Origin of the sequence: Collinsella sp. AM16-21, assembly GCF_003471905.1 — a bacterium.
Taxonomy (GTDB): domain Bacteria; phylum Actinomycetota; class Coriobacteriia; order Coriobacteriales; family Coriobacteriaceae; genus Collinsella.
The window spans coordinates 18,736-31,285 of record NZ_QRKJ01000014.1 but is presented as its reverse complement, the minus strand read 5'-3'; the positions used below and the strand labels follow the sequence as shown (position 1 = coordinate 31,285).

Below are 12,550 nucleotides of genomic sequence, written 5' to 3'. Positions count from 1 at the left end.
GCTACTCACCGTCCAAGGTCGCAAAGAGGGCCAGGTGCAGGGTGCCCGGGTCTTGATGCAGGTAGTCAGCGCTATCGGGGTCGGTGCCCTCGATGTAGTAATAGATATCCAGACGATAGGTCTGGCCAAGCCCCAGCGTGGCAAGCGTGTTTTGCGGACGCGTGGCCGTCTCGCTCGTGTCCAGCGTAAAGGCGGCAGGGTCCTGCGTCACGTTGGTGCCGCAAGCGAGCTGGCCGTTTTGCCAGCCCAGGAGCATGCCCTCGGTGTAGCCCGCCAGGCCTGCAGGGGCAGTCGCCGGGTGCTCGGCGCGGTGACCACTATCGGAGCCGTCGAGTTCAAAGATGTTGGTGGCAAGCACCTGGTTGCCGCTCGAGATCTTTATGCCCACGCGGGCCGCGCGCAGCAGCTCGGCATCGGCACCCTGGGGAACCAACGACTCGGCCAGATACAAGCTGACCTTACCCTTTACTTTGCTGGCGCCCGTTCCGGTAATGGTGGGGCGCAGATTGATCCAGCCGTGGTAGAACGCGGAGCCGTTGTCTTTTCCTGCTCAAACACCGTGGCATCGCCGGCGGAGTTGTTTTGCGCGCAGGCAGCAAAGCCGTTGAGATCGAAGGTCGAGACCGGGTAGAGCGTCACGGCGCCAGCCGCATTGGAAGTCAGGGAAACATCGCCCTGCTGCGACCAGCTGCCGCGATCGGCGTCGCCCAGCTCCAGCACCAGCTTGGACGTGTCGCTGTGCACGCTCACCGAGTTGGTATTGACCTTCATGTTGCTCGTGAACCACGCGTAGGTGGCGGCGCCCAAAGTGGCAGCGAGAGCCACCATAACGAGTGCAATGTAAGCACACGCGCGGCGGGTGTGGCGGCGGGTGGTGGTTGCGGGCTCGGTGGGCTCGAAGGCGGCGGTTGCCGCCGTGTTGACGCGCGCCGTCTCTGCCTCGCTGCCGTCTAGCTGCACCTGCTTCTTATCTTGCATGCCACTCGCCCCCTTATGCCTTGGCCGCGGCAAAGGCAAGCTGCAGCACCACATCGCGGGCCTGGGCCTCGTCGATGCAATTGGCGTCGCAGCCTTCCATGTACACAACGTAGCGAACGCTTGCCACCTCGTTGGCGGCCAGCGTGCAGATGGGCGTGGCGGCTGCGCGCGCCGTGGGCGTGTCGCCGGTGCCGTCCATGCTGTAGGCGCTTATGGCGCGTGCGGGATCGGCGGTGTAGGTCCAGCCCGAGGCGCCAGCTGCCACGACCACGCCGTCTTGCGCGGTGGTGCGCCTACTGGTGGCGCCCGCGGTATTGCCCAGATCGTCGCAGGTAAAGATATGCGTTTGCGTGCCCGACTGGGTTGTAATTACCAGACCCAGGCGCAGCGCGGCCAGCAGCTGCGGGTCGCTCGTCACGCTCATCTGGCCCTGATACAGGTACACGTTGAGCGCGCTATCGCTGCCCTTAAGGTACAGCGTGCCCGAAAGGGCGTAGTCGTCCAGCTGCGCGGTGCAGTCGGCGTAGTCGGTCGTAACGCCGGCGGCGTTTTGGAACGTGCCGCGCCAAAAGCGGGAAAGGTCTGCCGTCGAGATGGGATAGAGTGTCTTGTCGGCGGCGGCAAGCGTTGCCGTCGTGTCCCAGGGCCCGTTGGCCGAAAGGCCAATCTGCAGGTCGGAGCCCTCGTCGCTTACCGTGTGCGCCACGGGCGTCACGTTGGTATAGCGCGAGTTGCTAAACCAAGCGTAAGTGGCCGCGCTCAGGGCTGCCACCAGCACCAACATCCATGCGGCCGCGGCAACCATGCGACGGCGCGAACCCAGGATGTCTTTGATGTTCGATGCACTCATGTCCAGCCCCCTTACGAACGCTTGCCGGCAAAGCGCAGCGCCAGAGATTGCAGGCTGGTGGCGGCCAGGTTGTTGGTGCAGTCGGGGTCGCAGCCTTCCAGCCACACGTACACATCCACGCGCACGGGCGTGCTGCGGTTGGCGCCCTCGGCAGCGGCGGGCAGGCTGCAGATCTTGGTCGTGGCCTCCTTGAGGCTCACGATGCCGGTGTCTTCGTTATAGTCGCAAAAGTTTGCGCTAGTCAGCTGGTCAAAATGAACCGTTGTTCCATCGGAGCGGGTGCTGTCGAGCACCAGGTGATTCTGCTCGTTCTCGCCGGCATCCTTGCCGTCGAGTGTGTTGTAGCGCGCCTGGGGATTGCGCTCGCTCGAGACCTCAAAGATGTACTGGCCAGTTACGGTGTCACTCTTGCCTGGGGCATAGGCTACCAGCCCCACGCGCAGCGCGGTGGAGATGGGGTTTGCCGGGTCCTGTTCGGTAAAGTCGATACCCGACAGGTACACGTCGGTCGCGGCCGAGTTGGTGGCCAGGTACAGGGAAGTCTTGTAGTAGTCGGAATGCTCGGCCGCGCCAAACATGCTGGCAAAGAGCGAGTCCTGGGTGGTTCCGCCGGTAAAGCCCGTAACCTTTTGGAAGCCGTTGAGCACGTTGTCGGTCGAGACGGGATCGAGCAGGCCCGCAAAGCTCAAACCGGCGTTGGTCTTGTACTCGCCATCGTATTCGTTGGAGATGAGGAAGGTCACGCCCGTGCCCGCGGCCATCTTGACGTCGGTGATATGGCGGTTGGCGTTGTAGATGTACCAGGCATACGTTACGGCTCCGGCAGCAGCAAGGGCCACCAGCAACGTGGCGAGCATGCGATTGAACTGTTTTCGCAGCGAGCGCGCGTCTGACATGCCCCTCCCCCAGATGCCGTGTTGTAAACTACCTGGACACCATTTGCCCATAATGGAATTATTTTACGCGAACATGCAGTTCATCGGGGGTACAAACGTGACTTTCCGCGTGCTGTTCGCGCTGCATCGGGGCGGACAGGGTCGCAAATCGCCGCTTTTTAAAAAATAGTTCTTGCCACTGGGCGGGAGCTCCGTTATATTATTCCCTGCGCACCCGCGCACCCTTGATCGGGCGTTTAGCTCAGGGGGAGAGCGCTTCCCTGACACGGAAGAGGTCAGAAGTTCAAATCTTCTAACGCCCACCAAATGTTCGCAGCTCAGAGGCTTCGCCTCTGAGCTGTTTTGTTTTACGCCGCCAAGCCAAAAGGGCGCCGCGGCACCCAAAGTCGCCTCAACAACGCCAGCAACCACCCCAACCAAGCCTAAAGTCGCCCAAACAACCCTCAACGAGCGCCCCGATCGGGCCCGAATGGGCCTCGATGCACATCCGGACAACCTTCCTATAGTCAGGTCTAATACTTTTCCGCGAAGTGAACGAGCTTATTTGGATCCCCGAAGCATGCACACTTTTCGAAGCCAAAACCGCAGGATCCCAATGGCAAAACTGCAGGAAACGAGTCGCCAAAAGTGTCGCTGCTTCGGGGCCCCGTTTTGACTCGTTCACTTCGCGGAAAAGTATTAGACCTGGAAATAAGGCCGTTAGCCCCCACGACCAACAACCGCCTCTACCAATGCCGATGCGCGTCGATGACGGTTTGCCAAAGCTTAAACCGCTTCGTTTCGACGCGCGCAAGGGCAAGATATCGCTGCTCCTCCGTCATGGGCCTGTTAAAGATAGGTCGCTTATTCCGATGCAGCTTGCGCCGGATGCGTTCGCACAGGCGAACGAGCTTTTCGTAGTCGCTCGCCTGGTCAGTCGTCACCGTAAAGTACGCGACCCCATTGAGCATCTGCAGCTCGTTGCGGCGCTCGGCATCCTTGTGGATTTTCTCGCTTCCATCATGGATAGTGTCGCTGTCGTAATCGACCAGCGCGGTAAGCACCTCGGGCAGCAAGCCAGCCCTTACTTTATCCAGGCCCACCTCCGCTTTCACCGTAAGCGTGATGTCGGGCGTGCGCTCCAACACGCGCAGTTTGCGGTTGCGCCCATCGTTGTAACCGTCACGAATATAGTATTTCTTGTTCAGCTCGGCCTTGCCCAGCGCAAGCCCGCCGTAATGCGCGGGCACCGACATAAACATGCAAAGCCCCGACTCCCTTGGAGACCGCGAGCCCTCTTCCACGTACGGAAGCAACGCCTTCGCCTTGGCGACACCTCTCACCTTTGACGCCCGGTCAAGGTACGCCGCAATGAGCTCCTTGGTCGTGAGCCTGCTATCGCGCATTCCCCCATCCCTGCTTGTCACCCCACCGGGAGCAAGGTTGTCCAGCCGGTAGTCCGATGTCATGGCATAGCCAGCATAGATGGCCGCCGCATCGCCATCGTTCGCGGCCTGCAAATACGCTAGCTCGGGAGAGCACACGTACGCATCCAGGCCGCCCATCCAGTGGCCCAGCGAGATAAACGAGCCCGCCGGGAGCTCGTTGGTGCACAGGTGCGTCTTAACATGCTTGGTCCGCCGGCGGTCGGCGCGCGTCGGCACCAGCAAATCCAGCGTTTGGATCCCCAGATCATAGCGATCGATAAACTCCTGCGCCTCCTGGTCACAGAGCGCGCAGGCGCCCGCGATCGACACGACCTCTGGTTCCGAATCCCCAAAGCGCGGGTTCGGAATGTGCGCCAAAAGCGCCAACGCAGCGTTATGTGAAACGATAAAGTACCCCATGGCGCGAAGATAGCACGCGCGTCGGCGGCGGCCCGCGACCCTGGCGAGTTTTCGGCAAACGACCAGCAGTTTTTTGCTGTGGCGCAACCAAAGTGTTCATTCGTCGACGTCTAAATGCAAATCCGTCAAGCTTTTGGCAAGGTTGCCGCTCAACTGACCAAAAGCTGACCATTTGCTTGCCCATTTGCTTGACGGCACGCCCTCGCCAAAATGCTCCCCGACTTCTCGGACGGTCGAAGTGCTCGTTTAGCGCCCACGCACCTGCCGCTGGGGTATCCTTGGAGCACATGCACCGCAAGCCGCACAAAGGAGCCGCCATGCGCACCGAGCTCGATGTTCCCTTTTCGCACAAAGACGAGGCCAAGGCCCTGGGCGCCAAGTGGGACCGGGTCAAGAAGATCTGGTACGTGCCCGATGGCGTCAACCCCGAGCCCTTTGCCGCGTGGCTGCCCGGCGTGGATCGCTCCGACCCCAGCGCGCCCTACATCTACCTGGTGCTGGGCAAGCGCGAATGCTGGAAGTGCCACGAGCAGACGACGGTCGCGGCCTTTGGCATTCCGTATCGGGTGGTCGAGAACTCGGGCAGCAAGACTGCGCCCAGTGCCGCGCCCGCCATGGATGACGCGGGCCACATCGCGATCGACACCGCCCGCGCCAACGCCATAGCCATCGTCCCCGCACTGGGCTGCGTGCCGTCCGAGATCCGCGACTACCTGCGCGAGCGCTGCGGCTACAAGCCCGTAACGTCGCGCACCACCAAGACCGTATCGCTCGCCAGCACCTGCACCGCCTGCGGCGCGCTGCAAGGCAGCCATTACCTGTTCGAGGAGCCCACGTCGCCGTTTGCGCTCACGGCCATCAACAAACTGCCCGCGCTGGAGTTCGTGCGCGTGGAAGTCGCCGGCGTCTATGGCATCCCCGCCAGTCAGGACAACTTTGACCAGGCGCTCTTCACCTGGGCACGCGACCACCACACCCAGTTCCACAAAACCCTGTGCGAGGGGATTTACCTGTAGGGCAAAACTCGAAAATCGAGTCCAGATTTCCTCGAAAATCGAGTGTGGAAATCCTCGAAAATCGAGTATGATTATCCTCGAAAATCGAGTATGCCCAGGTAGTGAGGTTTATCTAATCATGATTTCCTATGGTTCGGAGCAGCCCAAATCCTACCGTCCTCGCCTTTTGGACGAACGGTTGCAAACTCTGCTCCAGATATTTGGGGCTGTCGAGATTCGGGGCACCAAATGGTGTGGCAAATCATGGACAGCGCTTGCATTCGGCGAGAGTGTCATCCATCTTGACGACCCAAACGTAAAGTCGCTGGTCGAAGCCGATCCTTCGCTCGCCCTTCAGGGCAATAAGCCGCATGTCATCGACGAATGGCAGGAGACCCCCGCAACATGGGACGCCACACGCCGCGCCGTAGATGCATCCGGCGGCGAAAAGGGCCTCTATATCCTCACTGGATCATCAACGCCAGCAAAAAACTCTGTTACCCACAGCGGTGCCGGTCGCATAGCGCGTCTCGACATGAGCACCATGACGCTTTGGGAACGCGGACTTTCAACGGGGTCCGTTTCGCTGAAAAACCTATTCGAAGGATCATTCGAACCTTCCGCCTATACAGGATCGCTCCCGATGTTGGCCGACGCAATTTGTTGCGGGGGATGGCCGGCGCTTGTCGGAGCGAGCCCCCAGATGGCCGCAGAGGTCGTTAACCAGTATCTCGATGCCATGTACGAAGTCAGCGTTCCGCAAAAAGGAGGCGTGGGGTCTACGGCGCGACACATCGTGTCCTCGCTCGCGCGCAACGTTGCGACATCTGCCACGCTCAACACCATTGCGGCAGACGCCTCGTTGGGCGACAGCGATGCCCAGCCGGCAACTTCAACCGTGGCGTTTTACCTCGACATGTTGGAGAGCATGTATGCGATCGTAAATCTGCCCGGTTGGGATGCGCCCGTCCGCGCCAAGTCTCGCCTGCGTACCAAGCCAAAACGTTATTTCGTCGACCCCTCCATTCCCGCAGCCGCACTCGGAATGAACCCCGAGAGGCTCCTTGCAGACGGCCAAACATTTGGCCTGCTCTTTGAGTCTCTGTGCATTCACGATCTGAGCGTCTACACCTCGTGCCTGCCCGGCTCGTATCCGGGCTCACTCCACTACTATGGCGACTCCGACGGGCTTGAAGTCGATGCCATCATCGAGCTGAACGATGGCCGCTGGGCGGCGATAGAAATCAAGCTCGGCGAATCCAAGGTAAGCGACGGAATCCGCAACATCGAACGCCTGCGCCGCAAGGTCGCTCTGAACCCTGCCGCACGCAACCCTCAGCCAGAGTTCTGCGCCGTCGTTACCGCGACCTCGCCCTTCTGCCGCTACGATGCCGAACACGATGTCTACGTGTTCCCCATTGGGGCGCTGCGGGCATAGCGCACTGCATGTCGAACCACTTGATTTTGTTGACTGGCAATTGGGCCATCGAAGCTACGGTTCCACCTCGTCATAGGTGATGGCGCATCCGCAGGTTGGGCATTGCTGAGGATAGACCGGGAGACGCAGACCCGTTCGAGCCCGCGGGTCAGTAGACTGCTTGTCGCGAATGTCGATGAAGTTGATGTCTAGGCATGGAAGGTCTGCGCCGCAGCTTGGGCAGGGCAGACAGATTTGGCTGCAGGTGGCCTCGACGAGCGGGAACAGGCTCCGGTCCATTAACGCTCGCGGTAGGTTTCCGTACACGCCTCGCGCGATATCGCTTCGCCATCCCATGGTCTCCCCTTTCCTGTTTTAACCGTTGAGGAGAGGATGGCAGGATCGAATGGCTTCGAATGGTGGCCTGTTGCGATCCGATCAATCGACATGATCGGGTTACAGCGGACCGCACCCGACTAATACGGAGCAACAGCCTCTGCCCGGCGGCGCGATTCCGAGAAATCGAACTCGGCGCGATGGGCTTCGAGGAATCGAGCGTTGGGGCGCAAGCGATGTTCGTCTGGCTCGCGCAACACCGAACCTGCAAACGCCGCATAATCCGTATGCTGCAGAAGATACGACCCGCAAAGTTGATAGTCGCCGCGTACCAGCTCAAACGAAATCAGATGGGCGTCGAACAGCGAGTGCAGGTCGCGGCGCAGCAGAATACCGTTGCTGACAATCTGCGACTTGGGACCCGAATAGTTCTCGATATGCGCGGCTTCGAGCGCCTCGTCGACATTGCAGCCCGAGACGGCGCATCGACCGGTATAGGCCTCAAAGAGCTGATTGCGGAAACGCTGCTGGCCGATTCGTTCGCGACGCAACGCGTAGCGGACCTTATCATCGTCGCTCACGGGAGCGCCAGAAAACTCCGCCGCGACCGGAGCCTCCTTCATGTAGCTCATATCGGGGAAGAAACGCGCGTCGGGTCCGCCCTTATGGACGGGGCCGTGCAGTACAAACCAGCTGTTCTCCGGCTCGTAACGCTCAACAAACGCTAGGCCCAGAACCTTGTAGCCAGCGCTCGTTGCAAAGAAAACGCCAACGGGAACGCCGCACTCCATGCAGTTGATCATCTTTTGGTTGTAGTCCTGGTCGCGCCAGTTTTCGACCGAAGCACTTTGCGACGAGTACTTGAGCACCCACGTGCCGTCCTCAAGATAGAGCGGCGGAACATCAGGGTAGGCGCCGCGCTTGGAATTGTGCACCGAAAGGGCAAAGGTCTTCTTGCGCGGATGCTTAACGCGCCCGCGACCAGGCCAAAAGATGCCCGAATCGCGCGGCACCGGAAAGAGCTCGGAATCAATCGTCAGACGGAAGGGATATTGAGGGCTATCGGCATTGGTGCGATGCGGAAGCTTGTCCCACAGGCCGCCACGCTGCTCCTCGCGCAAGAACCGCTCCCAGGCCTGGACATATTCGGACGGCACAAAGCTGCAAGCGCGGTCGAAACTCGGCCGAGCAATCAGCGGAACACTAGAAGCGATACCGTCCATAAGGAACCTCCAGGAAGAACAGTTCTTCACATTATCGCCGATCCACGCGGGCTCATATGCAGCTGTTTTGCGCAAAGTCGCCACAAAAGAAAGGGACTGCTTCGATTGAAGCGGCCCCTATCAATTTCGAGTAGATCAGGATAATGGATGCTATTCAGCAGAAACGCCGGCAAGACGGACGGTTACGTTGTATGTAGCCGTATCTTCTGCAGCTTCGTTATTAACGCAATCCGCGTCCGTACCTTCCATCCAAATATACACTCGAAGAATCACTCCGTTGTAACCAACCCGTTTGGCTATCGCTTTAGAGCCCGCGACGTAATCTTCTCCGACTTTCGAGGCACACCAACCGTCATAGTTGTCTGCCTCGATATGCTGGTAGGAAGGAGTAACAGGCGCAGCAGAACCGTTGATGCACGCCCAGCCGTCAATTGCCGAAGCATCATTTCCCTTGCCTTCAACTGCATAGGGGGCATAGACGCATTTCAGAGTCTCTGCTCCAGTACCGTTACCATCCGCATCGGCATTCTGAATCGTCAATCCAACGCGCAAGGATTTGGGGATGGTGTCAGTCGTAGCATCACCGTTGACCGTTACTTCGACGGGATTTTCAGAAGGATCCGCAAGATATACGTCTGCAAATCCGGTATCCGAAATCGTATAGAGGATGTACTCACCTTTTAGAAACGCATAGTGCGTCTCTCCGCCAGCTTCGTACTCTCCAGCCTTGCCACCTGCGGTGAAATTGAGCTTGGTATAAGTGGTGACCTTTCCATCTTCACCCCAACCCTGGCAGGCATACCAATCCGCCATATTGTCAGTCGAGGAAGGAGTGATTTTGCCTCCAAGCTCGGTCGCCGCGAGAGAATCCTGAGCGCCACCATGCTGGGCGCCTTTCGACTTCTGAGCGATCTGAAGAATAAACCCGTTCGTGGTGGCACCGATCGTAGACGTTTTTGCGCTGACCGTATTGTTGGCAACATACCAAGCATACGTGGCGGCGGATAGTGCGAAACCAGACAGCACAACCGCGGCAGCCGCGGCAACGAGCTGAACCTTTAATTGTTGAGATCGTTTTGCCATCCGATTAACCTATTCTAAAAAACCAGGGGCCGACGGTTCGGCCCCCGGCGAAAGTCGAGCTTTATGTATAAATGGATTGATTACTTAAACTCGGTCGGCGTCGCCTCGAAAGTAACCGTCACGCCGCAATCCTTTGCGATGTTCTCCAGGTTGGTGGTATAAACCTCGGAGTCAGCGCCATCGTAGTAGACATAGACCTTTACGGTAGCATCCTTGTTCTTTGCAATACCGTCGGCCTTGATGATTCCATTAGTGTTCGAGCTGCTCTCTTTGCCTGCTTTTGACCAAACGGCCCATTCATTATCGCACATTACAAGCACGCGCATAGCAGAGTCGAGTTTGGAATTAGACGTATTGTTAATCTCAACGCCAGTTACCTTCAAGTTGGTAAAGGTACCATCATAAGTACCGGTACCGATATAAAAAGTATTTGCAAGGGTGTAATCCTTGGTCGCAGCCGTTTCAGGATTACCAACGGCGAAACGCGTGTCATCCTTCTCATCGGGCTTGGCCTTATCCTTTGCATAGGCACTTTCGAATTGCCAGACGCCATCCGCCTCACTGGCAGCTTTATTACCAGTGTTATCGAAATTCCTCTTCCACTGAGCGGGATAAAGCTTGGTATCAGCATCAAACGTCTCAGAAGCGGTAGCCGAACCCGTGGACGTTGTCTTCGTAGAACCGGCATCCGCATTATCAATCACCAGATATGCAGAATTCGACTGCGCGCTAATGTTGGTAGTCGTCGCCTTAACCGTGTTGTTGCTGACAAACCATGCGAAGGTGGCGGAGCCGAGGGCTACGGCTGCCACGAGGACCATGGCGATGGCGGCGCCCATCTGCTTCTTTAATGCCTTGGTATCCATACGGACCCCTTTCTTTCCCCATTCATCCCAGATGACCCTCGAGAAGCCCGGAAGGGGAGCCCGCGCTTTCGTGTTGGATGTTGCTTGCCCATCCTTTTGATATAGAGTTGAGAATACCATAATTCTTACGATTTCCTTATGAGTTTTCGGCAGCCTACATTCCGGCAGATTCATAGGTCTACCTCGGGTTATATGTGGTGCTATGTGAACATCGTTACCTTATTTGATCTCTCTCCTGCAAAGCCGTAAGTCCCTCTTAAGCCTTGCGACCGCAGTTCCACACCATCGCACACATTCACCCTCCGCCGAGCTTCGCCCTAGTCCTTCCCCACCCGCTATACTGATGTAGCACGTGTAATTTCTGCCTGCTTGTGCGGGCTATTTGCCGGGAGGGCTCTATGGCTGCCGCCAATCAACCCAAGGGAAGCGTTTCTGCCGGATCGATCAAGCCGGTGACGCGCAAAGCCGTTCGCTGCCAGCGCGAGGTCGCCTGGCTGGTCACGCAGGCGGCCGGCAAGCTCGTCGCCACCACCGACGACGTCAACGCGCCCACGCCCAGCTTTGTGCTGGCGGCCGCGTTGTCATACACCCGCGAGCAGGAGCAGGCCGCCCGGGACGGTGAGCACGCGATTGACTACGAGGCCGTCATGGGCCCCGACCTTGCGAGCTTTTGCCTGGCTGCGGGGCTGCCCGCAGCACCCAACGCGCTTTCGGACGCGGGCTACATGTTCACCCTCTCGGGCGCGGATCTGATCCGCGACCTTTATGCCTACTGCGGCGACCTGGGCGAACGCATGGGAGACGCGGCGCAGGTCAAACCGGGCTACGCGATCAAACTCGTGCTGCGGTTGTTCTTGCTGGACGGCGCCGCTGGCGACGTCGCCTCCTCCAAAGACAACGCCTCCGCATAACAAAAGCGCCGGGCCGGAAAATCGATTCCGGCCCGGCGCCTGTTCGTTCTACTTGTCCCCGTCCCCTGCGGGCGAGTTCTTTTGGTTGCGACGGTTACTCCAAGTCACGTTGTGTTCCTTGTAGTAATCAGGCGCCTCGTTGCCGCTCGCGCTAATGGGATCGCTGCCGGTCAGGGTATCGGCAATATCCTGCACGAACTTAACGAACAGGCTCGAGTCGTCGGTCTCGGACGAATCAAAATCAAAACCGAACTCCACAGCGCCGCCGATGATCTTGTCCACGCACTCCGGGTCGTCGCCGTCCAGCCAAATGACCACGGTGTACTTGTCCACATCGCCCACGCGGAAGTTCGCGTGGCTAATGGTCGTCACCACGTCTTTGGACGCAAACGGCTCGGTGTTGGGCTCGGGGTTACCGTCGGCCGCGGCGGCCGCGTAGGTGGTGGGCTCGCCGTTACGATACACCCTCACGCGCGCCGCCTTCTCCACGCCCTTGCTGGCGCTGACCACCTTGAGCTTGGCGCTGTAGCCCAGATCGGTCTTGCCGGCGTTGCGGATATAGAAGGTGTACGCCACGTAGTTCTTGCCGTTGTGGCTGCCGTCGATATCGTCCAGGTTGTCGGGCAGGTCCTCGGCAGCGATATTGGTGCCGTTGTCCAAGGCGTCGGCGGCCAGGCGCGCGGTGGCGTTGTTAAAGTCGCCGTTGTCGGCAATGGCCACGCCGCGGCGGAACAGCTCCAGGCGGTTGAGGTTGATAGTGAAGTTACCCATGTTTTCCTGCATAAACGACAGGGCGAACAGCACGCCAAAGGCAAGCGCCAGCACCACGAGGGCCTTTTGCAGTTTGTCCATGCGCAGCAGCGCCGCGCCGATGCGCTCCATGCGGCGCTTGGGCATGTACATGGAGACGACCGCGTCGGGGTCGATGTCCTCGAGGTCCTGGTCGGCCAGTGCCTGCTCCAGCTCCTCGATGCGCACCACGCCGCGAAGGTCGCGCTTGGGTTTGCGTTTGGGTTTGCCGAGGCGCTTGCGCGGGGCGGGATCGGTGCTGGGGGCGTCCTCGGGCTGACCCTCGGCCAAATCCTCAGCCGCGCCCTCGGCCTGGCTCTCGGCCAAATCCTCGGCAGCTTGATCTTTGTTGTCGTTACGCTTGAGCAGAGCCATGGCGA

General features: G+C 59.2%; 12 protein-coding genes, 1 tRNA gene and 1 pseudogene. 5 read left to right on the top strand and 9 right to left on the bottom strand.

What is annotated here, in order from left to right; translation table 11 throughout:
- Position 1: 1 nt before the first annotated feature.
- Genes DW180_RS08115 through DW180_RS08100 form a run of 4 tightly spaced genes read right to left on the bottom strand, consistent with a single transcriptional unit; the run spans position 2 to position 2,724 of the window.
- Complete coding sequence (locus tag DW180_RS08115; protein WP_118238358.1) at positions 2–451, bottom strand: hypothetical protein; 450 nt, start codon at positions 449–451, stop codon at positions 2–4.
- Between the two features lie 14 nt (positions 452–465).
- Positions 466–978, bottom strand: a complete 513-nt coding sequence (locus DW180_RS08110) for a hypothetical protein (protein ID WP_118238357.1) — start codon at positions 976–978, stop codon at positions 466–468.
- 13 nt (positions 979–991) lie between these two features.
- Positions 992–1,828 carry a hypothetical protein gene (locus tag DW180_RS08105; RefSeq protein WP_118238356.1) on the bottom strand — a complete coding sequence of 279 codons (837 nt, stop codon included), beginning with the start codon at positions 1,826–1,828 and terminating at the stop codon, positions 992–994.
- Between the two features lie 11 nt (positions 1,829–1,839).
- The gene (locus DW180_RS08100; protein ID WP_118238355.1) at positions 1,840–2,724 is read right to left on the bottom strand and encodes a hypothetical protein; all 885 of its coding nucleotides are present in this window, start codon (positions 2,722–2,724) and stop codon (positions 1,840–1,842) included.
- A 230-nt stretch (positions 2,725–2,954) separates the two neighbouring features.
- On the opposite strand from DW180_RS08100, the gene DW180_RS08095 reads away from it, so the two are divergent.
- Positions 2,955–3,029: transfer RNA gene (locus DW180_RS08095), tRNA-Val, on the top strand.
- Positions 3,030–3,449: 420 nt separating this feature from the next.
- On the opposite strand, the gene DW180_RS08090 is transcribed toward DW180_RS08095, so the two are convergent.
- On the bottom strand, positions 3,450–4,460 hold the full coding sequence (locus DW180_RS08090; protein ID WP_118238354.1) for a hypothetical protein: 1,011 nt from the start codon (positions 4,458–4,460) through the stop codon (positions 3,450–3,452).
- Positions 4,461–4,867: 407 nt separating this feature from the next.
- On the opposite strand from DW180_RS08090, the gene DW180_RS08085 reads away from it, so the two are divergent.
- From DW180_RS08085 to DW180_RS10520, 3 genes and pseudogenes are all read left to right on the top strand, one after another.
- A complete protein-coding gene (locus DW180_RS08085; RefSeq protein ID WP_118238353.1) occupies positions 4,868–5,566 on the top strand; it encodes a DUF5710 domain-containing protein in 699 nt (232 codons plus the stop codon).
- Positions 5,460–6,092 (top strand): annotated as a pseudogene (locus tag DW180_RS10680) (AAA family ATPase); the annotation flags it as partial. The gene DW180_RS08085 and the pseudogene DW180_RS10680, both read left to right, overlap by 107 nt.
- Positions 6,093–6,248: 156 nt before the next feature.
- Positions 6,249–6,983, top strand: a complete 735-nt coding sequence (locus DW180_RS10520; protein WP_233541134.1) for an ATP-binding protein — start codon at positions 6,249–6,251, stop codon at positions 6,981–6,983.
- Positions 6,984–7,438: 455 nt separating this feature from the next.
- Here DW180_RS10520 and DW180_RS08075 read toward each other — a convergent pair whose 3' ends face one another.
- From DW180_RS08075 to DW180_RS08065, 3 genes are all read right to left on the bottom strand, one after another.
- Positions 7,439–8,521, bottom strand: coding sequence for an HNH endonuclease (locus tag DW180_RS08075; RefSeq protein WP_118238351.1), 1,083 nt, complete (start codon positions 8,519–8,521; stop codon positions 7,439–7,441).
- Between the two features lie 150 nt (positions 8,522–8,671).
- Complete coding sequence (locus DW180_RS08070) at positions 8,672–9,604, bottom strand: hypothetical protein (RefSeq protein WP_117759725.1); 933 nt, start codon at positions 9,602–9,604, stop codon at positions 8,672–8,674.
- A gap of 80 nt (positions 9,605–9,684) precedes the next feature.
- Positions 9,685–10,470: a hypothetical protein gene (locus DW180_RS08065; RefSeq protein WP_118238350.1), complete on the bottom strand. Its 786-nt coding sequence runs from the start codon at positions 10,468–10,470 to the stop codon at positions 9,685–9,687.
- Between the two features lie 398 nt (positions 10,471–10,868).
- Here DW180_RS08065 and DW180_RS08060 point away from each other — a divergent pair, with 398 nt between their 5' ends.
- A complete protein-coding gene (locus DW180_RS08060) occupies positions 10,869–11,381 on the top strand; it encodes a hypothetical protein (protein WP_117759729.1) in 513 nt (170 codons plus the stop codon).
- A gap of 48 nt (positions 11,382–11,429) precedes the next feature.
- Here the strand turns inward: DW180_RS08060 and DW180_RS08055 are convergent, their stop codons facing one another.
- Complete coding sequence (locus DW180_RS08055; protein WP_118238349.1) at positions 11,430–12,545, bottom strand: hypothetical protein; 1,116 nt, start codon at positions 12,543–12,545, stop codon at positions 11,430–11,432.
- Positions 12,546–12,550: the final 5 nt, after the last annotated feature.